Origin of the sequence: Bradyrhizobium sp. 22 (assembly GCF_000482425.1) — a bacterium.
GTDB lineage: Bacteria > Pseudomonadota > Alphaproteobacteria > Rhizobiales > Xanthobacteraceae > Bradyrhizobium > Bradyrhizobium japonicum_B.
In genome coordinates, this window is the sequence record NZ_KI519399.1 from 1731376 (window position 1) to 1757235 (window position 25860).

Annotated in this window: 26 protein-coding genes and 1 tRNA gene; 12 read left to right on the top strand and 15 right to left on the bottom strand. The window is 61.9% G+C overall.

The window, feature by feature from the left end; genetic code table 11:
• Positions 1-129 precede the first annotated feature (129 nt).
• Positions 130-2805 (top strand): EAL domain-containing protein, encoded by a 2676-nt coding sequence (locus K410_RS36675; RefSeq protein WP_049819983.1) that lies wholly within the window; start codon positions 130-132, stop codon positions 2803-2805.
• 19 nt (positions 2806-2824) lie between these two features.
• Here K410_RS36675 and K410_RS0109575 read toward each other — a convergent pair whose 3' ends face one another.
• Positions 2825-3100 carry a hypothetical protein gene (locus tag K410_RS0109575; RefSeq protein ID WP_028134637.1) on the bottom strand — a complete coding sequence of 92 codons (276 nt, stop codon included), beginning with the start codon at positions 3098-3100 and terminating at the stop codon, positions 2825-2827.
• Between the two features lie 470 nt (positions 3101-3570).
• On the opposite strand from K410_RS0109575, the gene K410_RS0109580 reads away from it, so the two are divergent.
• Positions 3571-3783, top strand: coding sequence for a hypothetical protein (locus tag K410_RS0109580; RefSeq protein WP_028134638.1), 213 nt, complete (start codon positions 3571-3573; stop codon positions 3781-3783).
• 210 nt (positions 3784-3993) lie between these two features.
• Here K410_RS0109580 and K410_RS0109585 read toward each other — a convergent pair whose 3' ends face one another.
• From K410_RS0109585 to K410_RS40320, 4 genes are all read right to left on the bottom strand, one after another.
• Positions 3994-4185 carry a hypothetical protein gene (locus tag K410_RS0109585; protein ID WP_028134639.1) on the bottom strand — a complete coding sequence of 64 codons (192 nt, stop codon included), beginning with the start codon at positions 4183-4185 and terminating at the stop codon, positions 3994-3996.
• Between the two features lie 126 nt (positions 4186-4311).
• Positions 4312-4680, bottom strand: coding sequence for a rhodanese-like domain-containing protein (locus K410_RS0109590; RefSeq protein ID WP_028134640.1), 369 nt, complete (start codon positions 4678-4680; stop codon positions 4312-4314).
• Between the two features lie 212 nt (positions 4681-4892).
• The gene (locus tag K410_RS0109595; RefSeq protein WP_028134641.1) at positions 4893-5552 is read right to left on the bottom strand and encodes a TetR/AcrR family transcriptional regulator; all 660 of its coding nucleotides are present in this window, start codon (positions 5550-5552) and stop codon (positions 4893-4895) included.
• A 99-nt stretch (positions 5553-5651) separates the two neighbouring features.
• The gene (locus tag K410_RS40320; protein ID WP_196236006.1) at positions 5652-6089 is read right to left on the bottom strand and encodes a hypothetical protein; all 438 of its coding nucleotides are present in this window, start codon (positions 6087-6089) and stop codon (positions 5652-5654) included.
• Here K410_RS40320 and K410_RS0109600 point away from each other — a divergent pair.
• From K410_RS0109600 to K410_RS40325, 8 genes are all read left to right on the top strand, one after another.
• The gene (locus K410_RS0109600; protein WP_196236007.1) at positions 6088-6984 is read left to right on the top strand and encodes an ABC transporter substrate-binding protein; all 897 of its coding nucleotides are present in this window, start codon (positions 6088-6090) and stop codon (positions 6982-6984) included. The genes K410_RS40320 and K410_RS0109600 overlap by 2 nt on opposite strands.
• An 85-nt stretch (positions 6985-7069) precedes the next feature.
• Positions 7070-8599, top strand: coding sequence for a sugar ABC transporter ATP-binding protein (locus K410_RS36680; protein ID WP_049819984.1), 1530 nt, complete (start codon positions 7070-7072; stop codon positions 8597-8599).
• 55 nt (positions 8600-8654) lie between these two features.
• Positions 8655-9521, top strand: a complete 867-nt coding sequence (locus K410_RS0109610; RefSeq protein ID WP_196236008.1) for an ABC transporter permease — start codon at positions 8655-8657, stop codon at positions 9519-9521.
• Complete coding sequence (locus K410_RS0109615) at positions 9518-10495, top strand: ABC transporter permease (protein WP_049819986.1); 978 nt, start codon at positions 9518-9520, stop codon at positions 10493-10495. The genes K410_RS0109610 and K410_RS0109615 overlap by 4 nt, the downstream gene beginning before the upstream one ends.
• A 73-nt stretch (positions 10496-10568) precedes the next feature.
• Complete coding sequence (locus K410_RS0109620) at positions 10569-11330, top strand: alpha/beta hydrolase (RefSeq protein WP_028134645.1); 762 nt, start codon at positions 10569-10571, stop codon at positions 11328-11330.
• A gap of 813 nt (positions 11331-12143) precedes the next feature.
• A complete protein-coding gene (locus K410_RS36685; protein WP_049819987.1) occupies positions 12144-12602 on the top strand; it encodes a hypothetical protein in 459 nt (152 codons plus the stop codon).
• A gap of 148 nt (positions 12603-12750) precedes the next feature.
• Positions 12751-13227 (top strand): DUF3833 family protein, encoded by a 477-nt coding sequence (locus K410_RS0109630; RefSeq protein WP_028134646.1) that lies wholly within the window; start codon positions 12751-12753, stop codon positions 13225-13227.
• A gap of 375 nt (positions 13228-13602) precedes the next feature.
• Positions 13603-14025 (top strand): hypothetical protein, encoded by a 423-nt coding sequence (locus K410_RS40325; RefSeq protein ID WP_028134647.1) that lies wholly within the window; start codon positions 13603-13605, stop codon positions 14023-14025.
• A gap of 84 nt (positions 14026-14109) precedes the next feature.
• Here K410_RS40325 and K410_RS0109640 read toward each other — a convergent pair whose 3' ends face one another.
• The 8 genes from K410_RS0109640 to K410_RS0109660 form a co-directional block, all read right to left on the bottom strand.
• The gene (locus K410_RS0109640; protein WP_028134648.1) at positions 14110-15123 is read right to left on the bottom strand and encodes a hypothetical protein; all 1014 of its coding nucleotides are present in this window, start codon (positions 15121-15123) and stop codon (positions 14110-14112) included.
• A gap of 399 nt (positions 15124-15522) precedes the next feature.
• Positions 15523-16233: a hypothetical protein gene (locus tag K410_RS39390; RefSeq protein ID WP_155253318.1), complete on the bottom strand. Its 711-nt coding sequence runs from the start codon at positions 16231-16233 to the stop codon at positions 15523-15525.
• 515 nt (positions 16234-16748) lie between these two features.
• Positions 16749-17531 (bottom strand): hypothetical protein, encoded by a 783-nt coding sequence (locus K410_RS39395; protein ID WP_210164234.1) that lies wholly within the window; start codon positions 17529-17531, stop codon positions 16749-16751.
• A 157-nt stretch (positions 17532-17688) separates the two neighbouring features.
• Positions 17689-18165 (bottom strand): hypothetical protein, encoded by a 477-nt coding sequence (locus tag K410_RS39400; RefSeq protein WP_155253320.1) that lies wholly within the window; start codon positions 18163-18165, stop codon positions 17689-17691.
• A 103-nt stretch (positions 18166-18268) separates the two neighbouring features.
• Positions 18269-19207, bottom strand: coding sequence for a restriction endonuclease (locus K410_RS0109650; RefSeq protein WP_245269347.1), 939 nt, complete (start codon positions 19205-19207; stop codon positions 18269-18271).
• Positions 19194-19427 carry a helix-turn-helix domain-containing protein gene (locus K410_RS38385; protein ID WP_080672143.1) on the bottom strand — a complete coding sequence of 78 codons (234 nt, stop codon included), beginning with the start codon at positions 19425-19427 and terminating at the stop codon, positions 19194-19196. The genes K410_RS0109650 and K410_RS38385 overlap by 14 nt, the downstream gene beginning before the upstream one ends.
• A 509-nt stretch (positions 19428-19936) precedes the next feature.
• Positions 19937-20012, bottom strand: a tRNA-Ile gene (locus K410_RS0109655).
• Positions 20013-20360: 348 nt separating this feature from the next.
• Complete coding sequence (locus K410_RS0109660; protein WP_028134650.1) at positions 20361-21335, bottom strand: Bug family tripartite tricarboxylate transporter substrate binding protein; 975 nt, start codon at positions 21333-21335, stop codon at positions 20361-20363.
• A gap of 107 nt (positions 21336-21442) precedes the next feature.
• Here K410_RS0109660 and K410_RS0109665 point away from each other — a divergent pair, with 107 nt between their 5' ends.
• Positions 21443-22405, top strand: a complete 963-nt coding sequence (locus K410_RS0109665) for a TAXI family TRAP transporter solute-binding subunit (protein WP_028134651.1) — start codon at positions 21443-21445, stop codon at positions 22403-22405.
• Between the two features lie 118 nt (positions 22406-22523).
• Here the strand turns inward: K410_RS0109665 and K410_RS0109670 are convergent, their stop codons facing one another.
• Both K410_RS0109670 and K410_RS0109675 read right to left on the bottom strand, forming a co-directional pair.
• Positions 22524-23756: an ABC transporter substrate-binding protein gene (locus K410_RS0109670; protein WP_028134652.1), complete on the bottom strand. Its 1233-nt coding sequence runs from the start codon at positions 23754-23756 to the stop codon at positions 22524-22526.
• A 100-nt stretch (positions 23757-23856) separates the two neighbouring features.
• On the bottom strand, positions 23857-24750 hold the full coding sequence (locus K410_RS0109675) for a substrate-binding domain-containing protein (RefSeq protein ID WP_028134653.1): 894 nt from the start codon (positions 24748-24750) through the stop codon (positions 23857-23859).
• A 269-nt stretch (positions 24751-25019) separates the two neighbouring features.
• On the opposite strand from K410_RS0109675, the gene K410_RS0109680 reads away from it, so the two are divergent.
• Entirely contained in the window at positions 25020-25847 is an 828-nt protein-coding gene (locus tag K410_RS0109680; protein WP_155253322.1) for an ABC transporter substrate-binding protein, read from the top strand.
• Positions 25848-25860 lie beyond the last annotated feature (13 nt).

Sequence of the window (25860 nt, forward strand, 5' to 3'; positions counted from 1 at the left end):
CGGTTGGGAACTGCGGCGGTTCCTTTTTTCCAACGATTGCGGCAGCCGCGTTAAGGTCAAAGACACCAAGCGCCTTTACGGGTCCTTCGCCCCTCTGTCCTAGCGTTTGATGTGGCTGGGACAATCTCGATGGGTTTCTTCGCGCGGCTTCGCGACGCTTTCGCGATTGGTGACACGACCGATCCGCTCGGCCGTTCGCTGCTGGTCGAGCAGTTCCGCGTGCTCCGCAAGCAGGTGCCGGTTCTCTATGCCGCGCTTCTGGTCAACAGCATCAGCGTGGGGTTGCTCCTTCCGAGCACGGTGTCGCCATGGCTGCGATTTGCCTTGCCGGCCGGTCTCCTCATGGCCTGTCTGTTTCGGTTGGTGCAGTGGCTGCGGCTGAAGAAGGAGGACTTCACCGCCGAGGAGGCTTACCGAGAGCTCGTAAGGGCTCGTCTCGCCACCGTGGTGATCAGCTCCAGCTTCGTAATCTGGATCCTGGCGCTGTTCATGGTGGTCGATCCCGGCCTGCGTGTGTCGGTCTCCCTGCTGCTCTTCATGGGCTGCGTCGGGACTGCCTATTGCCTCGGCAGCTTCCCGCCGTCGTCCCGGCTGACGATGTTGATCGCCGGTGCACCAATCGCGACACTCCTGCTGCTCTCCGGCGACGGGATGCTGATCTCGGTCGGGATCAATCTGCTGGCGTTGCTCGTCCTGCTCGCCCGGATGATCAACACCAATTTCCGCTCCTTCGTGAAACTGGTCGAGACCCATGCACGGTTGTCCGAGGAAGGCGATCGCGCCCGGGCCGCCGAGCAGACCGCGACCGCGTTCGCGGAGCGCTTCGACCGGGCGCTCAACAACATGTCCCAGGGGCTCTGCTTCTTCGACGCCGATCAGCGCCTGATCGTCTGCAACCGGCAATACCTCGAGATCTACGATCTCGATCCGAAACTGGTCCGGCCGGGCATGAAGCTGAGCGAGATCGTCGATCTCCGCTATTCGGCCGGCAGCGCCCCGAAGATGTCCAAGCAGGATTATCTGGTCTGGCGCAACAGCGCTCCGGTGATCGCCGAGAATTCGGATACGACCGTGGAGCTGACCAACGGCAGGATCGTGCGGATCCGGCATCGCCCTGAGGGGAAGGGCTGGGTCGCAACCCACGAGGACATCACGGAGCGCCATCGCACCGAGAGGGCGCTGGCGGAAGCGGAAGCCTCCTTCCGCCTGCTGTTCGAAGAGAACCCGCTTCCGATGTGGGTGGTCGATGCGAAGACGCACCGGCTCATCGCCGTAAATGGTGCGATGTGCAGGCACTACGGCTATTCCCGCCAGGATCTCCTCGCCATGTCCGAGCATCAGCTCGCCCATGCGGAGCAGCAGGCGACAGCCGAACGCGACTGCGAGTTGCACAGGACGGCCGACGGCGAGGTGATCGAGGTCGTGATCGAATCCCGGCCGCTGGTCTATGACGGGCGACCCGCCCATGTCTGCGTCGGCTTCGACGTGACGGAACGGAACAGGGCACAGCAAAGGGTGAGCTATCTCGCCGGTCACGACGCGCTCACGGAGCTGCCCAACAGGGCCGCCTTGGGCCAGCATCTCTCCGCCGCGATCGAACGCGCCGAGGTCGCCGATGGCGCCTTCGCCGTGCTCTGCATCGATCTCGACCACTTCAAGGCGATCAACGACCGCTTCGGTCATGCCGTCGGTGACGCCGTGCTCCGCGAGGCCGCAAGACGTCTGCAGGAGGTTTCGCAAGGATCCTACGTGGCGCGTGTCGGAGGCGACGAATTCATCGGCATCATCGATGAAGCGCCGCTGCCGGCAACCGCGGAGCTGCTCGCCACCAGGATGCGGGCGCAGTTCGAGCAGCCGATCGAGGTCGACGGCCATGCCCTGAAGATCGATCTGTGCGTCGGCGTCGCGCTGTACCCGAGAGATGCCGGCGATTCCGTTGCGCTGCTGGCCAACGCGGATGCCGCGCTCTATCGCGCCAAGCACGAGGGCAGGGGAGCCGTCCGGCTGTTCACCAGCGCGATGGACCAGCAATTGCGGGATCGCCGTGAGCTCGAGCACGATTTGCAGGCCGCCGTGGAGCGGGGCGAGCTCTATCTGGAGTACCAGCCGCAGCAGCATCGCGATGGCACGCTGATGGGCTACGAGGCGCTCGTGCGCTGGCGGCATCCGGTGCGCGGGATCATCCCGCCGGGCGAGTTCATTCCGATCGCGGAGCGAAGCGGCTCGATCGCGCAGATCGACGACTGGGTCCTGATGGAGGCGTGCCGGGAAGCAGCGTCGTGGGATCAGCCGCTGCGGGTGGCCGTCAACGTCTCGGCGGCGCAGTTCCGCCGGGAAAACCTCGACCGGCAGGTCCGCCGGTCGCTGCGCGACAGCGGGCTTCCGGCCGCGCGCCTCGAGCTCGAAATCACCGAAGGCGTCCTGATCGAGGACATGCAGCGCGCCAAGAGGACGATGCAGTCGCTCAAGGCGCTCGGCATCCTGATCGCCCTCGACGATTTCGGAACGGGATATTCGTCGCTGTCATATCTCGAAGCGTTTCCGTTGGACCGCATCAAGATCGACCGCTCCTTCGTCGCCTCGCTCGGCCAGAGCGACCGATCGCTCGCCATCGTCCGGGCCGTGATCGGCCTCGCCCACGGGCTCGGGGTGCCGGTCCTTGCCGAAGGCATCGAGACGGAGGAACAGATGTCGCTGCTGATGCAGGAAGGCTGCGACGAGATGCAGGGATATTTGATCGGGCGGCCGCGGAGCCTTGTGTCCTCCCGGCCGAGCAAGAAGGCCTCGAGGCGCGCGGCCTCCTGACCGGCGGAGGCAGCGCGCTCTAGCCGGCCGGGTCGGCCCGATCGCATTTCGGGCATCGCCCGTCCGCCGCGATCGCGAGTTGCCGGCCGATTTCTTCCCTGAGCGCGTCCGCCTCGAAAGGCGTCCCATCGCTTCTCAGGATTCGCTTGGCGCGTTCGTAGGCATGGCTCTCGGCGGCATCATCGCCGACGCGGATGATCACCTCGCCGTGGAACGGGCAGACCGTGGTCGCGCGCGTCGTCTCGAGCGCGTAGCGCACGGCCGCAGAGAGATCGTCGAGCTTCGCGGACATCATGACTGCTCCCCTGACCGAGGCGGTCCCGATGAAATGTCTGTTACCGGCGGCGCGAGTTGGTGGCGGGCCGGCCGGGCGAAATCAATCAGCCCCGGTTTCCGAGGAGCGTTTCCAACGGGCAACCGAGGCCGATTGCATGGTCTGTCCAGGGCTGGGCCATGAATGGCTGGGCCATTGAACGGCCGGGCCATCCAACCCGCGGTACCGGCCTTCGTTCCATCGAACCTGCCGGCGAAGCCTCCCCTTGCGGAGCCGGCTCCCTGAGCGCGGACGCTTGCACCCTGTCGCGGCGCCCGGAGTGCCTAGGAGTCCGGGCTCCGCTTCGTACGGCACCGGAGCGACAGCGCCCGATGTCGTGCAAAGCATAGGGAGCGGCGGTCCGTTCGCATTGACCCATCGCAAACCTGGGAAAGGCCCGTAAGGAATCGTCCGCAATTTCGCCGGCCCGGGTTTGGGCGCATGAATGAAGCATGCAGCGCCAGATTCTCTTCAGGTGCCCGCGCACCGGCATGAACGTCCAGCAACGGATCGACGACGAGCGGCCCGAGGGTCGCACGCCGGTGGACAGCTATGTCCCGGTGAGGTGCCCGGCCTGCATGTCGCTGCACTTCGTCAACACCACCACCGGCCGGCTGCTGAACGAGCCGAACGGACAGTCCGGCTCCACGCCGCGTTCCGCCTGATCCGCTCCGGCCGATGGCGCCCGCGACGCCCCGAGGATGGAGCGGCTCGCGGTTCGCCGCTGACTATTTGCTCTTCGCGCCCGTCGAGCCGGAGCCTGGCACGGCAGACGTCGGGACGCACGATCCGAAAGGATACGCTGCGGCTTGCTGAAACAGCCGGCTTGATTCATCACGTCATGCGATGACAATTCGCATTGATCGCATCGCGCGTCACGCCGACCAGCGGTCCTGCTCCTCCCGGTGCGCTTGCTCGTTGAGCCGCTCGGCCAATTCGTCGGCAATCTGCTCCGACTCGGCCGAGGCGACCGGCTCGCCCTTGTGCGTCCTGAGCTTGTCCTTGTCGGCTTCGAGCGGGAAGTCGTCGGGTGTCAGTCCGGCATCCTTGTCGGTAGGCTTGGTCATGGCGCGCCTCGCTGTGTGCGCCGGAACAACGCGAAGGAGGGCTGATTGTTGCAACCGGGATAAGGCGCGCCGACCGACAGGCCGAAGCGGGCCGCTCCGACGACCCGGAACGGTGCCTCGTGTTCGCTATTTCTCGACGGCCCCGGTCCAGTCCTTGAAGCCGCCGAGGTTATAGACCTTGTCGTAGCCGAGATCCTTCAGCAGCTTGCCCGCCAGCGCCGACCGGCCGCCGGACGCGCAATAGAGGATCACGGTCTTGCCCTTGTCGAACGCCTTGTCGTGAGACGGCAGCTCCGGGTCCGCGCGAAACTCCAGCATGCCGCGCGACACATGGACGGCCCCCGCGATCTTGCCGCTGGCGGCGATCTCCGGCGCGTCGCGAACGTCGACGACCAGCGTGTTGCCGCTCTTGATCATCTCGGCGGCCTGGTCCGACGTGATCTTGGGCACCGCCGCGTTGGCGGCTTCGATCATCTGCTTGACGCTGGTGGGCATGGGGGACTCCGGTGCTGGTTTCGGCCGGAGCATAGCACAGCGGGCGCGGCTTGCCTCCTCCTGTTCGAGGAGCGCTTGCATGCACGATAAAAGGGACTGCTTCGCGATTGATCAGGGTGGATGAGCCGTTATCCTCGAGGGTCAAGCCTTCGCCAGGACAGTCGCTCCGTCGCTTGCTGGCGCAGGATCGGCGCCTTTGCGGGGTCCGTTGTCTATCTTGAGGATCGCGACCTGCTTCGCTTGGCATTTGCCGAGAGCAGGGGTTGTACAATCGGCAGGTCGGCCGCGCGAATGCTTGACCTCGATGCCCTCTTCGATCCGGCGATCTGGACAAGATTTTCGATCAATGAAGGGGCGATTTCCTCAATCGTCGGTCCGAACCCGAGCTTTCTTGCGAGGTGGAGGCTGACGAGGCCGTGTAGCGCGCCCCACACGGTGTGGCATGTCACGATCACGTCGCGGTCCTCGCGACTCGTGTCTCTGAGTTCGGCCACGATATCGAGCGCGGCCGACCAGCCCCGCGTCATGTTCAATGAGCGGACGCCGTCGGCCGCCAAAACGGCCTGATAAGCACTGCGACTCCAGTGGCCGAAAATCAGCTGATAGTCAGCGGGGGCCTCGCAGCCGAACTTGATGTAGCCCAGGCAGTGCCGTCGCAATCGTGCTTCGGGCGTTCGTCCCGAGCTCGCACATGCGTCGAGATAGGCACCGAACCGGTCGAAGACCAGTCGTTTGATCTCGACGAAGAGCGCGTCCTTCGATGCGAAATGCCGGTAAGGCATCATCTGGGTGGTGCCGAGCCTTTGTCCCAGGGCTCGCATGGAAAATCCTTCGAGGCCGCTCTCAGCCACGATCGCGACCGCCGCTTCCACGATCCTATCGCGAGAGAGCTGGCGAGAGCTGGGTCTCTGTCCGGACGAGGGGTTACGCACGTTCCGGCTTCTCGCGGTTCTGCTGGTCAAAGGACTTCCTCACATCCCGCAAACCTTGCCGGCCGGGAAGCCGGACAAAGGTGGAAGATGCGCTGCAGCGCAACCAGGATCCTCGAGAAGGGCATCACGTCGCTCTGCCGACGGCGCAAGAAGTTTTTGCTTACGCTGTAAACCAAGCGTCTTGATTTTCGAATTGCGGCGTGTTTGTTTCGTATGAAAGGCAATACGAAAGTGGCTCGCGTCCATGAAGGCGCGATCAAGATAAATTGCCCGCGGAATCAATGGGGAGGGACGAATGTCGCACATCGCGCGCATGTCAGGATTTTTGCTGCTTCTCGGAACGGTCGCATCGTCGCCCGTGCCGGCGCTTGCAGAGGACAAGGTGGAGTTGCTGCCGCCGAACCTGCTCGAGGCGACCTCGCCGGACATGACCCCGCCCGGAAAATTCAAGAAGGATGGGCCCTGGAAGATCGGCATGTCGTTTCCCGGTGTCGGCAACACCTGGATCGTCCAGATGGCCGAGGAAACGAAATACGAGGCGGCGCGCAATCCCAAGATCAAGCAGTTCATCTTCACGGAGGCCAACTGGCAGCCGGCCAAGCAGGTCGCCGACATGGAGGACCTGATCGCACAGAAGGTCGATGTGTTGATCGTTGCGCCCCTCGCGCCGCCCCTGGTCAAGAAGCAGGTCGATGCCGCGGTCGCCGCGGGCATTCCCGTGATCAACTTCGGCACGAGCAACGGAGAATTGGCTTCGACGGTCGAGATCATGGGCGGAGGAGAGCGCTTCGGCGAGGTCGGGGGCAAATTCCTGGCCCAGAAGCTCGGCGGCAAGGGAACGATCTGGGCATTTCGCGGCGTCGCCGGGGTCGGCGAGGAAATCCTGCGCTACAACGGCTTTCGCAAGGCCATCGAAGGCACGAACATCAAGATCGGCTCCGAGGTCTACGGCGACTGGAACTATACCAAGGGCAAGCAGCTCTGCGAAAATCTCGTCCTGTCCGGTCAGCCGGTCGACGGAATCTGGTTCTCCGGCGCCGACATGACGCGAGCCTGCATCGACGTGTTCAAGGAGTCCGGCAAGCCGCTGGTCCCGATGACGGGGGAAGCCAACAATGGTTTCCTGCGGGCGTGGACGGAGTCGAAGGTCGAGGCCGTTTCCCCGATCTTCACGCCGGGTCTTGGCCCCGCCGTCCTCCGGGCAGCGGTTGCCCTTCTCGAAGGCAAGTCGCTGCACAAGACGTATTATTCGTCGCCGGCGCCGATCGACAACACCAATCTGAAGTCATATTACCGGCCTGACCTGAACGACTCCTTCTGGGTGACCTCGACGCTGCCGGAGACGGAAATCCAGAAGATGTTCAAGCGCTAGGGACGCGTGCGGGCCGGACGAGGTGCCTTCGATGGTGGATACCCGCCCTCCGGGTGAAACGTCGCGCAGCGGCGTTTCGCCTGCGATGATCTCGTTCGACAAGGTCACCAAGCGCTTTGGGTCGAACGTGGCGCTGAGTGATGTGTGTCTGGCCTGCGTGGCCGGCTCCGTTCATGCCGTCACCGGCGAAAACGGGGCCGGAAAATCCACCTTGATGAACCTGCTGGCCGGTGTTCACAGGCCGGACGAAGGGCGGATCCTGCTCCGCGGCGAGCCCGTTTGGCTCGATAGCCCCCACCACGCCCAGCGTTTGGGTATCTCCACGATATTCCAGGAGCTGACGCTGCTGCCGAACCTGACGGTGGCCGAGAATCTTTTCCTCGGCCGGGAGCCGGCGCGCCGCGGCATGGTCGACCGCAGCGCCATGCGCGCGAGGGCAGAGGTCGCCTTGCGGCGCCTCGGCAGCCGGGTCGGTGTTGACGAGTACTGCGGCGAACTCTCGGTTGCTGATCAGCAGCTCGTGGAGATCGCCAAGGGAATCTCGGCCGACGCCGACATCTTCATCTTCGATGAGCCGACCGCCGCGCTGAATGCGCCCGAGGTCGAGAAGCTCGGGGAATTGATCGCAACACTCAAGTCGGAAGGGAAGCTGATCTTCTACGTCAGCCATCGACTCGAGGAGATCTTCAAGTTCTGCGACCACGTTTCGGTGCTCAAGGATGGCCTGCATGTCGCGACGCGGGCGGCGCGAGATCTCACCCACGACGAGCTTATCTCGCTCATGGTTGGGCGCGTGCTGACGCAGTTCTATCCTGCTCGCCGGCTGCCGCAGCAATCGTTGCCGTCTGCGCTCGAGGTGTCCGGTTTGGTCCCCGTGGAGGGCGGGATGCCGGTTTCGTTCGCGGCGAGGCGCGGTGAAATTCTCGGTCTTTCCGGCCTCGAAGGGCAGGGGCAACGCGACATCATCCGTGCGCTTGCCGGATTGCAGCCGGCGATCCAGGGACAGGTGACGAAGTCGAGCGCCGCCGAGGGCGCCATGCTCCCGCTCGATCTCACCGTGGTCGCCACCGCGCTGGCTGGCGTCGGTTTCGTGCCCGAAGACCGCAAGACCGAGGGACTTTATCTTTCGCTGTCGATCGCGGAAAACATCGTGCTCGGCATGCTGCGCCGTTTCTCGGTCTGGCAACGCGCCAGGGTCAGGACCGACCTCATCGCAGGCCTCATGGAGCGCATGCGGGTTCGGGCGACAAGCCCCAAGCAACTGGTTGGAATGCTGTCGGGTGGCAATCAGCAGAAGGTCATGATCGGACGCTGGTTGGCGTCAGGCGTCGATGTGCTTCTTCTTGAAGAGCCGACCCGCGGCGTCGATATCGGCGCCAAGGCCGAGATCTATGCATTGCTGCGGGATTTCGCAGACAGCGGAGGGGCGGTGGTGCTCACATCGAGCGAATTGCAGGAATTGTTGGGGCTCTGCGACCGGCTGCTGGTCATACGGGGTGGCGCGATCACCGCAGAGCTCGACGGCGCTGCGACCAGCGAGGAGGAGGTGATGCGCTTTGCCTTGACGGAGCCATCTGCCAGCGGCCGATCGAACGCCAGGAGCGTCAATGCTTAGCCTCTTTCGCAGACCCGGCCGCTCGGGACTCAAGGCGACGACGCTCGCCCTGCCGTTGCTGCTGTTCCTGATCCTCTGCCTTCTGTCCTCGACGTTTCTCAGCTTTCAGAACCTTGCCAACGTCAACAGCCAGGTCGCGGGGCTTCTGATCGTTTCGCTGGGACAGATGATCGTTGCCATATCCGGGGGCATCGACCTGTCCGTCGGTTCGGTCATGAGCCTGACCAGCGCCCTGCTTGTCACGCTCGATCCTCGGCTGGCGCTGCCCGCCGTGTTGGCCCTCGGCATCGCGGCGGGACTGGTCAATGGACTCGGCGTGACCGTGTTCAACGTCCATCCGCTCGTCATGTCGCTTGCCACCATGACCTTCCTGCAAGGCCTGGCCCTGCTGGTCCATCCCGTACCGGGCGGCCAGGTTCCGGAATATCTGAGGACGCTCGCGGTCTCGCAAGTGGGCGGTATCCCGGCCGCGTTCTTCTGGTGCGTGACGGCGTTGGGTCTGACGGCCGCGATGCTGCACCTCACGAGGTTCGGGCTTCGCATCTTCGCGATCGGCGCCAATCCGACCAGCGCTGCCCGCAATGGCATTTCCGTCACCTGGTACAGGGTCGCTTGCTATGTGGCGTGCTCGCTCAGCGCGGTGTTGGCGGGCACCTTTCTGACGGCGAGGGTTGCCGGCGGGGACGCAACGATCGGTGCGCCCTATTCGCTCGATTCCGTCACCGCCATCGCCCTGGGAGGGGTCCAGCTGGCCGGCGGTGCCGGCAGCGTTGTCGGGGTGGTCGCAGGCGTCCTCACGCTCGGTTTCATGACCAATGGCATGAATCTCGTCGGCATCTCGCCGTTCCTCCGGACCGCGGCCACCGGCTGCCTCCTGCTGCTGGCGATCGGCCTGCAACGGCGGAAGGTGATCGGCGCATGACCGAGATCATGATGGCCGGAGCGCCCGTATGGAGGCAACGCCTGCGCTGGGCGGGCAGCACCGTTCGCGAGCTTCCGTTCGCCTATGCGGGCCTCGTCATCCTGCTTCTGGTGTCCTACATGATCCGCCCGGCGCTGCTGTCGCCGTTACTGTTGCTTCTGATCGCGCGCCAGGCGGCGCCGCTCGGCATCGCCGTGCTCGGCCAATCGCTCTGCATGCGCGTCCTTTCACTCGACCTCTCCATCGGCGGGGTCATCGTCGGCGTGAGCTATATCCTTACGAGCGGCCTGCTGCCGTTTTCCGAACCGGTCCTTCTCCTGATCTGCCTGGCCTTTGGTGCTTCGGTGGGATTGATCAATGCCTTCTTCATCACCCGCCTGCGTGCGTCGTCGGTGATCGTGACGCTGGCCATGACCATGATCATCACCGGCGTGGCGGTGTCGTTCAGTCAGTTGAGGTCGCCCGGGGACGCACCCGCGCTCCTGCGCCAGATCGGACAGTTGCGGGTCGGCATTTTCCCGGTCGCGCTGCTGGTCTGGCTTGGGCTTTTGATTCCGGCTGCGATCTTCCTGCGTGTTTCGGTGTTCGGGCGCTATGTCGACGCCATCGGCGCCAATCCGCAGGCGGCCTGGGTCTCGGGCATTCCCTACGTTCGTGTCGTGACGATCGTGCACGTGCTGTCGAGCCTGTTCGCCGTGTTTTCCGGCTTTCTGCTGATCGGCTTCGTCGGCGTCGGCAGCATGGATCTCGGCCGCGACCTGGCGCTGAATTCGCTCGCAGCGGTCATTCTCGGCGGCGTGACTTTCGGCTCCGGAAAGGGAGGCATGCTCGGCCCGACCGTCGCCGCCTTGATGTTGACGTTCAGCTTCAACCTGCTCACCAGTCTGGGGCTTGGTGAATCTGCCAAGCTGATGTTGCAGGGTGCGATCATCGGCCTTGCAGCGGCCGCGTATTCAGCGAGGCGCCAGTCCTGATGGCCTCGATATCGAAAACCGATGCGGTCACGGCCGCGAAGACAACGGGAAAGAAGACAATGGGAGAGATGACATGACCGATGTGATGGCTGGAGCCGAACCCTTCTTCATGCAGGGCAAGGGGCCTGCGGTCCTCGTGCTTCACGGCTTCACGGGAACGACGCAAAGCATGCGGTATCTCGGCGAAGAGCTGCACCGGCGCTTCGGCTTTACCGTGAGCGGCCCGCGCCTGCGCGGCCACGGCACCTCGCCGGACGACATGGAAACGACCGGCTATCTCGATTGGCTCGCCTCGGCGGAGCAGGCGCTTCACGAGCTGGCTGGCCAGGGCAACAAGGTCTTCGTCACCGGCCTCTCGATGGGGGGTACGCTGACGCTCAACCTTGCCGCACGATTTCCGAACATCGTGGCGGGCGCCGTGCCGATCAACGCTGCGGCCGGAATCTTCGACGGCGCGATGGCCGAGCTCGTGTCCGACGGCGCGGCGCCGAAGCGCGTTCCGGGCATCGGATCAGACATCAAGGCCTCGGGCGTCACGGAGCTCGCCTATCAGGAGGTCCCGGTCGCTTGCATCAGGCAGGTCCACGTCCTCATTGCTGCGACCGAAAGCCTCTTGCGCAAGGTCAGCTGCCCCACGCTGGCCATTCATTCCAGGGACGACCACGTCGTGCCGGCGGCCAATGGCAAGCGCATAGCGCAGGAAATCAGTTCCAACGACGTGCGCCTGCTCTGGCTCGACAATTCCTATCATGTCGCCACGCTCGACAACGACAAGGACCTGATCGTCGAGCGCTGCGGGCGATTCATCTCCGAGATAGCCGGGGCGGCAAGCTGAAGCATGATCCGGAAACGCGCGAAGCGGTTTTCCGGAAGGATCATGCGTCAACGACCTGAAACGCGATGACGATTCATCCGGATCGCATCGCGCTTCAGTGTGCGTCACGCAATGGTGAGCATGCCGATTTGCCATTCGCGCAGCTGTGATTGTTCACCGCGTGTTTCTTCCCGAGCGCATACCCACCTGATGTTCATCAAAGAAATTCGAAGGAAACGCATTCAACAGAGCAGCCGATTCGAGAACAGCGCGAATGCTCCGCACGAAAACAACAGCCGTTTGGAGCACGACCATGACTGGATTCAGGACCTTTATTGTTGCAGCGATGATGTCGATTGGCGCGATAAACTCTGCAAGCGCCCAGTGCCCATTGTGGGCAACTCAACATCCAAATTCGTTTCAGGCGCAATATCCCGATCGGGATGTGTTGAACGACTGCGAACTGACGCCAGCAGGCAGGGTGGGCCTGGAACGCCCTGGCGGCGCGGCTCCCTTGTTTGGGCCCGGCAGCGCTTATGAAACAACGCCTGGCGTTGCCCAACACCACGGCTTTCACCACCGATCGCGGTGAGTATCCGAACCAGATCCGGTTGCTCGGATTCCTGCGGAGACACGTTCGCCCTGGAGCAGATGGCCAAACGCGGCCTCAAGCAGTGAGCGCACGACCCTGCCATTCCAATGGATGTCCGATGGATTGGCTTCTCGCGGAATCGAAGGTTCGTCGCGCTTGGGTGGCGCCGAGCCGGGGGCGATTGCGGCCAGGAACAAATCGGATCAGCGAACGTCATCCGGTCAGCACAAGGAGCGGCCCAAATGACCACGACGCGGAACCGGGTGCCTCTGCATTCGTCCGAGGCGGACAATCGTCGCATCAGGCGCACAATGCAGGCCAACGTGGCCTATTTCGCCGAACATCGGGATCAGATCGGCGATCGCTTACGTGAGATCGACCGGGAGTGGGATATCGAGAGAGCCATCGAGGCGAACGCAGCGGTGCTCGGCTTCACCGGCACCGTGCTGGCGGCCACCAGCGACAGGCGCTGGCTCGCGCTTCCGGCACTGGTGACCAGCTTTCTGTTCCAGCACGCCGTCCAGGGGTGGTGCCCGCCCGTTCCGGTGCTGAGGAAACTGGGCTTTCGCACCTCCTACGAAATCGAGGAGGAGCGCCGCGCCCTCATGGCGCTGAGAGGCGATTTCGGCCAACGGGCCGAGAATGCAGATGCGGCCCTTCGCGCCTCACGAGGCACTGCCAGCACGCCCTTGCCGGCGTAATCCGTTTCGTCGTTCGCGGTCGGCTGTGGCGAATGGCGAGGCCTCGGTCTCGCAGAGTGCAAGCACGTGGCCGGTCCGGACAAGTTTCCTCCTGAGGAACCTGATGCTGAAAGGCGGCTTATGTCGTCATCGTCTCGGAGGAAAAGCCATGGCCATAGATGCGTTCGCCGGCACCACGCCGGTGTTTCTGCCCGAGCAGTTCTTCGTCGGCCGCCTTGAAGGATGGGCGGTGGTTGAAAGCCTCGTCGGTGGGCTCTTGAAGCGCGCGACGATCGCGGCTCATGGCGAACTGGACGCGGACACCGACACCGTCGTCCTGACCGAAACCTACACCTTCGATGACGGCCACAGCGACACGCTGCGCTGGACGATTCACAAGCTGAGCGAAGGTCAGTACACCGGTCATGAAAACCGCCTGGAAGGTGAAGCCGCCGGCGAGCAGGCCGGTTGTGCATTCCACTGGAAGTACACGCGCGACACGCCCCAGGGCGATGGCAAGTCCTTCAAGTTGAATTTCGATGACTGGTTCTACGCGATCGATGACCGCGCCTGCATCGTTCGCGGCAGCGCCGGGCGTGCGGGCATTCCGTTCGCGACGGCGCATGTGACTTATCGGAAGCTCTAGGGTCGCCCGACGCGCCCCTGCGGCCCTGCTCCCCTGCGTGCCCAGGGCCATCGCATATGGCTCGTGGCGGCGGTCGGCGCGCACGCCTCGTCCTTCGAGACGGCGCTGACGCGCCTCCTCAGGATGAGGTTCATCAGCTTCAGTGCCCTTTCAAACTGCAGCCACAAACTCCGCCCTCATCCTGAGGAGCCCGCCTCAAGCGGGCGTCTCGAAGGATGGCCGCAGGAAAAGCTCTCAAATACGACAGCCCTGGCTGCGCGCCTCTCTTCCTCGGGATTAACATTTTTGAATCGCGAGCGCAGCGAAGCAAAGTACGGTGCGCGTTCCCGGGAGGGGATTTTCTGGCGCTGATTGATCCAGCGCGGGGGCAGGCGCGTGAATTTCCAGGTGACGGTTCTGAAGATCCTGGTGAGCTATCCGGACGGCTTTGCCGTCATGGAAGATCTCAAGCGCGACATGGCCATCCTGGCGACCAGTGGCCGCGATTGGGCCGAGCGGACGAGGCGTCTCGCCAGCCGCGTGCCGGACCTCGACATCTTTTCACAAGGGCTGGTCGAGCGCATCAGCGGTGGCTGGAGACTGACGTCCAAGGGGCGAGACCTCTTGGAGTTCATGGAAGCGCGCCCGGCGCCCGGCGAGCCGAGCCTGGCGTCGCCGGTCAACGAGAAGCCCCAACCCGTATTCGAGATTGCTCCGGTTTCCCCGCTGCCGCAGCCAGCTGACCGTGCCAAGCGGCGGCGCGAGCGCCGAGAGCGCCGCCGCGAAGCCCGCGAACGGGCGAGGGCGAACGCGTCGTGAAGCGGGATTGAGGTCGGCGGCGAACATCGCTGCTCGTGCCAAGACAACAGCAGTAGATTTGAAATGCTCTCCAGTGCCACCCCGCTACTTAACGAAATCGATACTCCGGCACTTCCAGTCATCCAGCGGAAATTCAAATGATAAGAAATCCTCATCGGGCACGGAAGCCGCTCCGTTCGCCATCTCGATTCGATTCAACAAGAGCGTGCGCCATCCTTGGGAGACAGACATCCACCATTCTCGGCGCATACATGTGTGCTCGGCGTATTCGAAGGCCGTTTGAACCGCGAGCGTTGTGAGCTGCCTGTATGGTTGCAAGCAAAATGATTTGGCAAATCGCTGGCTCGGTTTTTGCCCCTTCAGCCAAGTGAATACGACGGCCGGCTTTTTGTCGACCGTCAAAATATGCATTCCGATATATGCAGCTTCTTCAGAAAAGTTCTGTAGCTTCGTTCCGATTACGTCGTAGAGCGGACGGAAAGCACAAACAGAGAGCAGAACTGGTGTTGCATCAAATCGAATTATTGCCGCTCGGAGTTCATCATACCTCGACAGGTTGATCATCGTCTCAGTGCGTTTGAGGTGCTCTTCCGCCGCGATCGCGGCAAGCGAATGGATCTGAAACGCATTGTAGAATGGTTGGCGTTGTGGATCAGTACTTACATATTTCCTCGCCTCGTTCGCGGCTGCGTCTTCCGCGTTTCCTCGGATATAAACTTCTGCTGCCATCGCTCTATAATGCAGCAGGGTGAGTTGTTCGCGTGTGAAGGTGAGTGCTACGTCCTCCAAAGGCGCAAACAGACTCTTGTCATGACGTGCGCAGAAGCACTGTAGCGTCGAGAAGTTGCCTATACCAATATCTTCCGCCTGAAAGCCGGATCTCTTCATCTGTGCGATGGGTGAAAGGCGAGTAGGAGCGGCGTGGACGTGGCCTTGCTCAGCAATTTGTAAGAGCTGCGAGCGGGGAATCATGTGCGCGTGAACGATCCTGCCATTACAGTCGCCCCCGCCGAAGCGCTTGGACAGACACTCTTTGCTATCGAGGGCGCTTTGATAGCGCTTGAGAAAGCTCCATTGCGTAGGTGTGATCGGTTTCATGGCCTGAGCGCGCAGGTAATCGTAATATGCGTACTATAGTCGAAGCTCGCCGCGCCAGTCCGTCGTCGCTTCCGCTGTGCTCCAGCTATGCCGGACACCACGCTTCGTCCTGCGTTCTCCGCGTGGCTGCGCCACGCGTAGCCCGAAGGGCCAAGAGTGGTGGGCCCGGCAGGACTCGAACCTGCAACCAGACCGTTATGAGCGCAAGTGCACGCAGGTTGAGGGCAAATTTAAAGAATGCAAATGTTTCAATCGCTTATGCCAATGCGAAGCAAATGCGTTTTCGCCAAAGAATGCAAATCATTGCATTCCATCGCTGTTCGTTTGCATTCGTTTCCGCGCTTTCAATCCAACTCTTGAATTGAAAGCTCTCTTAAAGAGAGGAAAAAACGTCCGCGGCTACAACTGCGCGTGGACCGAATTCATCTTAAAGATACGATTTTCACCTCTATCACGTCGTCCAGAATCTGTAACCCCAAAGTAACGGGTGGGATTTCCAGGAGAGCTAGTGTTCTCCCAACGTGCAGTCACATGGTTTCGGATCGTACCTTCAATCGCGCCCCGAGAGCCGATACGGCTCCGAGAATTCAGATAGCGGTCGATGGAGGTTTCCGGGCACCATTCCTTCTCGATGTCCTCTAATTTGATGATACCCTTCCGCGCACCTCTTTTTGCTGCGAGAGCGATTTGGTGCTTAAATATCCGTTCAAAACCGGCAAATTGGTCGACCCCGCTACAGCACGCCTCACCATCCGAAAGAAATTGGAAGTCGTTATCTGCTGCTCCAAATGTCATCCTGTGGCGATGGGCGAGTGCACGGACCTTCAGGATGGTTGTGTATTTTTGATCTGATGGGAGTATGTACTCCCGACCATCTCTCAATGCGCCACGTTCCTGATATTGGCTTTTCAGGACAGACATCGAAATGCCCGCTCGTTTGCTGGCCCAGCCTCTCTCCTCAAGCGGTACCTTGAGATGTTCCAGAGAAAGATGAAATGCGCCGGCGTCGGCAACACGTCCGACATATACGTCCGGAGCCTCTGCGAGCGTCTCGATGTAAGGTTGCCACCGAGCGGAAACATGGACACCGATCTTGGCTAGTCGTTCCATTGATTTCAGAATAGCTGAAGGCTGTGTAGCGTAAGGCTCCAGCTGAATCGCTCTACTATCCTCGGTACTCGTCAAAGAGAATTGGACGACAACGTGCCAGCCGCTTGCTAGGAGTTCGCGATAGGGCGTCTCCGCAACTATCGCGCTCTTGGTGCTAATTACGGTTGGGTAATTTCTCCTCTGCAACTCCCTAATAAAGCTAAGGGAGATTCCCTCACGGCGCTCTCTGGGCTGAAAAGGATCGCTCATACCCCCGAAATGAATGGGCACTCCGCGTACTAGGAATTGTCGAACCGTGCCTTCGGCGTGACCTCTATCGATCTGACTAAATATGTTCGTCAGATAAGTGGGATTTGCCGTGACAATCCGCTGGGGAGGAGAATTCCCGCCGCGGGCCCGTGCAAAGCAATAACTACACGCGAAGCTACACCCTCTATATGCGTCGAGGCGGAGTGGAAGGCTGCAGTGTGAGAACTGGCTTGTAATGCTAAGCGGCGAGTCTAAATGCGCTCGGGTCATCTATAGATCGCGTGGCCAATGTATTGCAGGGCAGCTGAAATATTCTCGCAAACGATGTAGCCCGTTATCGCAGCCGCAGCCAAGACCAACCATCGGATTGTTGTGGCAAAGAGGGACCGTGATTTTGCCCAACCTCCGAAAACTTCCCAAAAGACATCCTGCTCCCATGCACGCTGACGTCCATCGGTATCTTCGGCCGGTGAGCCGAAGCGATAGTTCTGAGATTCGTGGGAAAAAACCAAATAGGTGCTCTCTGCAGTTACGTTGGGCTCAGACGTAAGAGCTTCATCGGTTGGCTCGGCATAGTTCTTGGTGATAAGGCGGCGCTCAACGCTGTTACGGACGTGATGGGGTGTTTCCATGTAGTAAAACTCCCACACTATCCAACGGACAGCATGGCCCTCTGCGAGGTAAGCTGTGTAATTTGGGTAACGTTTGACGAATCTGGGACAAGCGATCGAATAGATGGCGAACGCCATGAAAAACAATAATGAAGCAAACCAAAGCAACTGCCAGTTGAAGGGAAGTGCAATTGGGAATTCTAGAAACGTGCATTGGCTTTGGGCATTGGCCCAGCTCCGTGCAGCGGTTCTTGTTGAATCGTCTGGTTGAGAGGCTGGGCCAATTTCGATAACCCAGTTGCAACTCTGAGGTAGCTTTAAAGACTCGGGCGCTTTCGAAAGCAGATGTGCTGCCACAGGAACAACGGCAAACCAGGTGATAAATAGCTTTGCCACCGTCAGAGAAAAAAACGGCCGCATAAATTGCCAGTGGCGCAAAAACGGCGGACTCCAGAGAAGATCGTACAGCCGGACGCCTGCAGCTCTTAACCGGGCAGTGTGAGTAGGGAAGGGCTCTCTTATGTCTGATAGGAACGCAAGGACCGCTAGCAGCACGAGGATAAAAAGCGCAACTAAGGCTGGGTACATAATTAGCTCATTGCGAGATGTGCCTTTTCGCTTTCTTATTAAACATTCCGGCTAACACGCTGCAAGCATCATCTAGGCTAAAACACAACTCACTTGCGAGTGCATTTAGGACCGCGTGATCATGAATGTTTCCTTGGCGCTCGCGTATGATGATTATGGGAATATTGAACGCGCTTGCCCAATGGATCTCTCCAACCGATCCAATTGATACGCGGTCTTTCGCATGAAGGAAGTTGCACAGAAGTACATCGCTCTTGGCTATCTGATGACGATTGCGATCCGCGGTGAATTTGCCATGTCTGAGCCGTTCTAGGTCTTGCGTTGGTGTCAACGACTGCAGGTAGCCGATGCGGCGGTCTGCCGATTGAATAGAAGGATCGAAAAACGTAAAAGCTGGAGGCAGCTTCCGCCGCACAGCCGCGCGCCAACCGTCCTCGCGTGCGGAAGTTCCGGTGATGGGGCCTGACAGGTAGATAAGCGGCATGGGCGCTTTGTTTCCATTTTGGCGTGCCAGAATAGCTCTATTCTGACCTTTGGGAACGACAAATGTGTATGTTGTTGCCGGGTTCGACAACGCCCGCGGTACCTCAAAGCGGAAAAATGTCCGTTACTTTCGCAAATGGCTGCCGCTTCTCGCTGTGATGTCGCGCCTTCGCAGCGATGATCCGCCCCAAATCGAGCCGGCGATTAAGGGCGAAGTAGATGTCGGTTCCGTCCATCATGATGAGACGACGCGCCGTGAATGCGTCGAAACTCTCCACAGAGAAGCCGCCGTAGCTGACGTACAGCCCTCGCGTCCAATCGGGGCGCTCGAGCAGCTTGCCTTGGAAGCCGTGTAGCATCTTCGCGTCCGCCGGCTTGTTTTGCCACTTGGCCTCGACGAGATACGTTGCGCCATCGTGTTGGAAAGAGCCATCGATTTGCTCGCCGGTAGTCCGGAACGATGCGCGCGCGTCGAGACCCCATGCATCAAACCAGCGTTTAAGAAGTCGCTCGAACGCGAATCCGCGTTGCTGGGGAGCCTCTTCCATCTGTGTTAGGGCCGTGAAATCGACCTCCAGCGCGACCAGCATGGACTCGGCTGGGCCAGCGTGCTTCGTGGGTGATGCTGGCGGTTCAGCTGATAAGTCAGCAGGCAGAGGTCTGCCACCCAATTTCACAATCAGTGCGCTGAGCCGAGCTCGGGCTTGTGGTATCTTCTCCTCTTCGCCGCGTTCCATGCGTTCGGCCTCGCGGATCTCCCAGAGCGCGTGCAATGCCTTAATGACGGCGCTGGTCTGGCCGACTTCCAAGAAGCCCCATAAGCGCTTGCCTTTCGAAGTGCCATGTATGGCGTAAGCATCATCGTAGATGTCGATGCCGACATCCCGGGAGAAGAACGATGCGAAAGTATTGTTGCTAAAGCTCAGCACGTAGCCACCATACATGCCAAACAGGCTGTCGATGAGCTTCATATCGACGGTAGAAAGACTTGGCATCGCAGAGACCTCAATTTCGCGATGTTCGCGCAAATTAGCTCGCGCCAATCTCGGCTTCCAATTGCTTCATGATTCTGCTCGGAGTTGTATCAAGCGCTCGCGCCAACCGAAAGAGCATTACAATGGTTGGCGATTTAAGTCCTCGGTCAATCTGACTGACATACGTCCGGTGAATTGATGCGCGCTCCGCCAACTCCTCCTGCGAGAGTTGGGCGGTCCGTCTCAGACCAGCAATGATCTTTCCGAAGGCGGCGGTCGGATTTTTCACACCTCCACTGTCTTGGTTCGAACACTAAAGAGCTACAGACTATAGTATTCGAAGCGTTTTCGCGTAGAGTGAGTGGCGCAGTATCCATCGTGTCTCATGAGCAAGTATTCACCCGATACGCCTCTTCGGCTCGACGTTGCTGTGCGAGAAGCCTTCCCCGCGGGCGGGATGACGATATCGGGATTGAGAAAGGAAATCGCGAAAGGCAACCTTGAGGTCGAACTTATCCGGAAAGCACTTCACAACATTGGCCGCGATCGACCGCATGAGAGAGCGGTGTCGTGTACCAAGGAGGAGGGCAGCGCAAAGCGAGCCCGACATGACACAAGCTGCTGCGGAGATCAGGCAGCAGCGTCTTCTCTCTCGCCTCGAAAAAGATCAAGCGAAGCTCAACAAAGGCGAAAGCGGTCTAGCACACCGACGAAAGCAGATTTGGAAAAATAGATTATTCAGCGGGACCCGAAGCGGGGCCCGGGATTATGGAACATCCTATAAGTCATTGATCTCATTGGTGGGCCCGGCAGGACTCGAACCTGCAACCAGACCGTTATGAGCGGCCGGCTCTAACCATTGAGCTACAGGCCCCGCCGCGAGGCAGCTCGCGGGAACGCGGCCGGCAACGGTGCGCAGTTCGTTTACAGGGATGGCGGCGGGGGTGCAATGCTGACCCGGGCGGATGGGAACGCCGGCACGGCAGCACCCGTCATTTCGAATAACCGAAATTTCGGATGATGCCTGTATACCCCTGTTTTGCCCGACGAAGCAAACCGCCTTGGGAAGCGGGGGACACGCGGAGGGCCGGTTTTTAGCCTCCCGTAACCCATTGAAAACACTGGCCCCGTTTACTGTGCATGGGGTTGTTTTGCGACTTTTTGGTATGGAGGGGGCCCTCCCGAGCCCCCTCAGACCCTGCCGCGGGCGCCACGCGCTCAGCTAATCCACCGAGACGCCGGCGAACTCCACCACCTTGCGCCATTTCGCGGTCTCATCAGTGACCAGCTTGCCGAACTCGGCCGGCGTCATCGGCTTGGGGATGCCGCCGGTCTCGGCGAGCTTGGCCACCAGCTTCGGGTCCTTCAGCGCTTCGCCGACGGCCTTGTTGAGCGTCTCGATCACCTCGGGCGGGGTGCCCTTCGGGGCGGAGATGCCGTAGAAGCCGACCGATTCGAAGCCCGGCACGGTCTCGGCGATCGCGGGCACGTCGGGCACGCTCGGCCAGCGCTGCGGCGAGGTCACGCCCAGCGCGCGGACATTGCCGCCTTTCACCTGCTCCATGGCCGAAGGTAGGTTGTCGAAGATCAGCTGCACCTTGTTGGAGATGATGTCGGGGAAGGCGATGGCCGAGCCGCGATAGGGCACGTGCACCATGTCGCACTTGGTCAGCACCTTGAACAGCTCGGCCGACATGTGCACCGAGGTGCCGTTGCCGGAGGAGGCAAAGGAGATCTTGCCGGGATTGGCCTTGCAATAGTCGACGAACTCCTGGACCGTCTTGGCCGGGAACGCGTTGGACACGACCAGCATGTTGGTGAGCTGCATGATGCTCGCGACCGGCGCGGTGTCGCGCAGGAAGTCGAACGGCAGCTTCTTGTACAGCGAGGTCGAGATCGCGTTGTTGGGCGCGACGAACAGCAGCGTGTAGCCGTCCGGCGGCGCGTTGATCGCAGCCGCAGCGGCGATGTTGCCGCCGGAGCCGGTGCGGTTCTCGACGATGACCTGCTGGCCGAGCCGCTCCGACAGCCATTGCGCCATGATCCGCGCCACGATGTCGACCGGGCCGCCGGCGGAAAATCCGATCAGCCAGTGGATGGGGCGGTCGGGATAGGCGGCGGAGGCGGGAGGCGTGGCGCTGAAAAGACCTGTGAGGACCGCGAGCCCGACAACACCGCACCGCAAAATTCGCAACATGATATCTCCCCATTGTTCTATTGTGCTTGGGGCCATGCTTTCACAGAATCGGGCCGCTGCCTACATCGCCGCAGGTCGCTGTTGACGCGGGCCCCCGAGGGACGACCATGCGATTTGCGATCATCCTCGTCAGCGCGGCGCTGCTCGCGAGCCCGCTTGCCGCTCAAACCGGAGCCACGGCCATTCCGACCACGACACTCAGCCTCGGCACCGCGACGCCGGGCGGCGGCTTTCCGCTTTACGGCAATGCGTTTGCCGAGGTGATGAACGCGGCCGATCCGCACCTCTCGATCGCGCCGCGCAACACCAGGGGCAGCAACGAAAACATCCCGCTGCTGGAGAAGGGCGAGCTCGATCTCGCGCTGGTCGCGGGCGAGCCGGCCTACGAGGCCTTCGCCGGCATCGGCCGCGCGCCCGTGCGCCTGAAGATCCTCACCGCGATCTATTCCAACCCCGGCCTATTCGTGGTGCGCGCGGACAGTCCCTACAGGACGATCCGCGATCTCGTCGGCCAGCCTGTCGCGTTCGGCGCCAGGGGCTCGGGTCTGCCGATCCTGGCGCGCTACGTGCTCGACGGCATCGGCCTGAAGCAGGACGAGGACTTCAAGGCCGTCTATCTCGACCGCGCCGGCGACGGCCCGGCGATGGTCGAGGACGGCCGCGTCGCCGCGCTGTGGGGCGCGGGCATCGGCTGGCCCGGCTTTGCCGCGGTGGCATCGAGCGCTGCGGGCGCGCGCTTCATCGCGCCTGATGTCGAGGAGATGATGCGCATCCGCGCCAAGCATTCGTTCCTGAAGCCGCTGCTGGTGCCGGCGAACAGCTATCCGGAGCAGGACGCGCCGATCGCGTCGCTCGGCTCTTGGAGTTTTGTCCTCACGCGCGAAGACTTGCCTGATGATATTGCGTATCGCCTGGCGAGGACGCTGCACGGCGTTGAAGCCAACTTCTGCAAGAAGCTCGCCCAGGCCTGCGAGACGACCGCGTCGAACACCGTCGCCGCCGCGCCGAAGATGGAGCTGATCCATCCCGGCGTGATGAGGTATTATCGCGAGATCGGGGTAGTGAAATAGGACGCGGCTGCACCCACAACCGTCATGGCCGGGCTTGACCCGGCCATCCACGCGTCACCGCAATTGAGGAAAGACGTGGATGCCCGGGTCAAGCCCGGGCATGACGAATTAATGGGCGCTATTGCTTCTTCACCAGCGGGCACGCCGGGTCCGGCGGGCCGAACGCCTTGTCGCCGGAGATCGTGGTCAGGATCTTGTAATAGTCCCACGGATATTTGCTCTCCTCCGGCGTCTTCACCTGCACCAGCCAGAGGTCGTGCACCATCAGATTGTCCTCACGCAGCTTGCCGTTGCGGGCGAAGAAATCCTCGATCGGCTTCTCGCGCATCTTGGCGGCGACCTTGAGCGGATCGTCGCTGCCGGCCTCCTTGATGGCGTTGAGATAGTGCATCACGCTGGAATAGACGCCGGCCTGCCACATCGACGGCATCTTGTTCATCTTGGCGAAATAGCGCTTCGACCATTCGCGGGTCTTGTCGTCCATGTCCCAGTAGAACGACGTGGTGAGGAGCAGGCCTTGCGCCGCCTGCAGGCCGAGGCCGTGGATGTCGGTGATCAGCGCCAGCAGCGCCGCCATTTGCTGGCCGCCCTTGAACACGCCGAACTCCGAGCCGGTCTTGATCTCGTTCATGTTGTTGGGGGGACCGGCGGCGATGCCGATGATCTTGGCCTTGGAAGCCTGCGCCTGCAGCACGAAGGAGGAGAGGTCCGGCGTTGCCAGCGGCGGCCGCACCGAGCCCAGCACCTTGCCGCCATTGGCGGTGACGACCGCGGAGGCGTCGCGCTCCAGCGAATGGCCGAAGGCGTAGTCGTCGGTGATGAAGAACCAGCTGTCGCCGCCGCGCTTGACCACCGCGTCCGCGGTGCCGACCGCGAGCGCGCGGGTGTCGAACACCCACTGGATGGCGTAAGGCGAGCAGAACTTGCCGTGGAAGTCGGCGGTGCCGGTGGAGTGGGTGATGAACAGCCGCTTCTTCTCGTTGGCGATGTTCTGCACCGCGAGCCCGACCGCCGAGACCGGCACGTCGACGATCAGGTCGACCTGCTCGACGTCGAACCAGCGCCGCGCCAGCGAGGCGCCGATGTCGGCCTTGAGCTGATGATCGCCGACCACGACGCTGATCGGCTTGCCGAGCACGGTGCCGCCGAAATCGTCGATCGCCATCTGCGCCGCCGTCACCGAACCCTGACCGGTCGGCGCCGAGGCCGGGCCGTTCATGTCGGTGAGCACGCCGATCTTGACGACGTCGTCGGATAGCTGCGCCATGGCGGCGCCCGACATCAGCGTCGCCGCCAGGAACGTTGCGGCAAAGCCGGCCGCGGCCGGCAGTCCAAATCTCGTTGGATTCACGTGTCTCCTCCCCTGGTCCGGCGCGTTGGCCGGTGTTGCCCCGGCTGTGCCGCCGGCTGAATTGGTTTCTTTTGCAACTATTTGGGGGCGGGCGTCAATGTCAGGCTGCGAACCGGATCTGGCCTGCGGCCGAGGGATCGTAGCCGGTCAGCTCCTCGGCGCGCTGGCGCAGCCGTCTTTCGCCGAGAAACCGCAGCAGGGCCTGCATGGCAGGGCGGAAATAGCTGCGCTGCCGCATCGCGAGGTCGAAATTCTCCCAGATCAGCGGCACGAAATCGAGCCCCGCCGAGCGCGCGGCCGCACGCGTCGCGATGCCGCAATCGGCCTGGCCGGCGCGGACCAGCTCGGCAAGGTCCGGGCCGGTGAGAGCCGGCGTCTCGACGCGGCGCAGATCCCGCGTCGTGGCGCCGGCGCGCTTCAGCAGCACGTCGAGCAGCATCTGCGCCCCGGTGCCCTGTTGCCGCATCGCCATCCTGGCGCCGAGCGCGAGCACGTCGGCCAGGCCGTGCAGCTGCTTGGGGTTTCCTGGCGGCAGCACGAGCCCTTGCTCGCGGCGCACGAACGCAACCAGCACCGCATCATGCAGGTCGGGAGCCGCGCGCACCGCTTCGACACTGGCATCCCCGGCGACATCGTCGGAAGGGTCCCGCCCGTGAAAGTGCACCGCCGCCGCCATCACCTCGTTGCGCTGCAGGCGCTCGAGCCCGCGCACGCTGCCCTCGCTGATCGATCCCAGGCCCGAGCCGGATTCGCGCAAGGCCCAATCCAGGAGCTCGTCCTGACTGCCGCCCACCACCGGCGGCGGCTCCGCGATCAGCATGCCGGCCGGACGCGCGAGGCCCGACAGCACCCAAAGATCGAGTTCGTGTCGCGGGAAGAGCCACTTTCCGGTCACCTTGGTGCAGGGGATCGCGCCGGTGGTGACGAGTTCATAGAGCTTGCGCTCGCCGAGCCGAAGATAGTCGGCCGCTTCGCTGGTCGTCAGGAATTCCATCCTGCATTCCTATTGCAAATTCTTACTTCTTCTTGACGTTCGACGCAGGCTGGACGTTCTGCATTTCAAGAGTTCGCGGGAACCATGCCCGATCATCTCGCTGCTTTGCAACACATCCTCGCATGCGATTTCTGCTTTGGTGAACGATTCCGAAGCGCGCAGCTTTGCCGAAATTTCCCGATTGGAGCGCGCGGAGCGCGCAAACGCGTCACGAGTGCGGCGCATTCGATCCGCATCATGATCGCGTCATAGCCAATGGGAACCTGATCATGGGCCGCCTGTCCGTTGCATTCGCGCTGTTCTGCGGCCTCATCGCGGGCATCGCGGCGTCATTCGCCGAGGACCGCAGCATCGTCCTCGCCACGACGACCGCGACCCAGGAATCCGGTCTGCTCGACTATCTGCTGCCGATCTTCCGCGACAAGACCGGCATCGAGGTGACCGTGATCGCGCGGCGCGCCGACGAGGTGCTCGACGGGCCGCGACGCGGCGAGGCCGACGTCGTGCTGATGCACGCGCGGCCGCAGGAGGAGAAATTCGTCGCCGACGGGTTTGGCGTGAAGCGTTTCGACGTGATGTACAACGACTACGTTCTGATCGCGCCGAAGAGCGATCCCGCGGCGGTGAAGGGCAAGGACATCGTGACCGCGCTGAAGGCGATCGAGGCCAAGGGCGCGCCGTTCGTGACCCGCGGCGATCGGTCGGGCACCCACGCCGCGGAGCTCGCGCTCTGGATCGTCGCCGGCATCGACATCGCGGCCGCCAAGGGCGCCTGGTATCGCGAGGCCGGGCAGGGCATGGCCTCGGCTCTCGAGGCCGCGCGGGCCGCGAATGCCTATGTGCTGTCGGATCGCGGCAGCTGGATCTCGTTCAGGGACCGCGGCGATCTCGACATCGTCGTCGAAGGCGATCGCCGGCTGCTCAATCAGTACGGCGTGACGCTGGTGAATCCTGCGAAGTTTCCCAACGTGAAGAAGGATCTCGCGCAGACCTTCATCGATTGGCTGACCTCGCCGGAGGGGCAGGGTGCGATCGCCGCCTTCAAGATCGACGGCCAGCAGCTGTTCTTCCCGAATTCGGACAGGTCCGGCGGGTGAGGCCCACATCGTC

Bases quoted from the DNA above. Each gene is read 5' to 3' on its own strand.
- K410_RS36675 (WP_049819983.1), top strand. From the start codon at position 130: ATGGGTTTCTTCGCGCGGCTTCGCGACGCTTTCGCGATTGGTGACACG.
- K410_RS0109575 (WP_028134637.1), bottom strand. From the start codon at position 3,100: ATGATGTCCGCGAAGCTCGACGATCTCTCTGCGGCCGTGCGCTACGCG.
- K410_RS0109580 (WP_028134638.1), top strand. From the start codon at position 3,571: ATGCAGCGCCAGATTCTCTTCAGGTGCCCGCGCACCGGCATGAACGTC.
- K410_RS0109585 (WP_028134639.1), bottom strand. From the start codon at position 4,185: ATGACCAAGCCTACCGACAAGGATGCCGGACTGACACCCGACGACTTC.
- K410_RS0109590 (WP_028134640.1), bottom strand. From the start codon at position 4,680: ATGCCCACCAGCGTCAAGCAGATGATCGAAGCCGCCAACGCGGCGGTG.
- K410_RS0109600 (WP_196236007.1), top strand. From the start codon at position 6,088: ATGTCGTTTCCCGGTGTCGGCAACACCTGGATCGTCCAGATGGCCGAG.
- K410_RS40320 (WP_196236006.1), bottom strand. From the start codon at position 6,089: ATGCCGATCTTCCAGGGCCCATCCTTCTTGAATTTTCCGGGCGGGGTC.
- K410_RS36680 (WP_049819984.1), top strand. From the start codon at position 7,070: ATGATCTCGTTCGACAAGGTCACCAAGCGCTTTGGGTCGAACGTGGCG.
- K410_RS0109615 (WP_049819986.1), top strand. From the start codon at position 9,518: ATGACCGAGATCATGATGGCCGGAGCGCCCGTATGGAGGCAACGCCTG.
- K410_RS0109620 (WP_028134645.1), top strand. From the start codon at position 10,569: ATGACCGATGTGATGGCTGGAGCCGAACCCTTCTTCATGCAGGGCAAG.
- K410_RS36685 (WP_049819987.1), top strand. From the start codon at position 12,144: ATGACCACGACGCGGAACCGGGTGCCTCTGCATTCGTCCGAGGCGGAC.
- K410_RS0109630 (WP_028134646.1), top strand. From the start codon at position 12,751: ATGGCCATAGATGCGTTCGCCGGCACCACGCCGGTGTTTCTGCCCGAG.
- K410_RS0109640 (WP_028134648.1), bottom strand. From the start codon at position 15,123: ATGAAACCGATCACACCTACGCAATGGAGCTTTCTCAAGCGCTATCAA.
- K410_RS39390 (WP_155253318.1), bottom strand. From the start codon at position 16,233: ATGGAACGACTAGCCAAGATCGGTGTCCATGTTTCCGCTCGGTGGCAA.
- K410_RS39400 (WP_155253320.1), bottom strand. From the start codon at position 18,165: ATGCCGCTTATCTACCTGTCAGGCCCCATCACCGGAACTTCCGCACGC.
- K410_RS0109660 (WP_028134650.1), bottom strand. From the start codon at position 21,335: ATGTTGCGAATTTTGCGGTGCGGTGTTGTCGGGCTCGCGGTCCTCACA.
- K410_RS0109665 (WP_028134651.1), top strand. From the start codon at position 21,443: ATGCGATTTGCGATCATCCTCGTCAGCGCGGCGCTGCTCGCGAGCCCG.
- K410_RS0109675 (WP_028134653.1), bottom strand. From the start codon at position 24,750: ATGGAATTCCTGACGACCAGCGAAGCGGCCGACTATCTTCGGCTCGGC.
- K410_RS0109680 (WP_155253322.1), top strand. From the start codon at position 25,020: ATGGGCCGCCTGTCCGTTGCATTCGCGCTGTTCTGCGGCCTCATCGCG.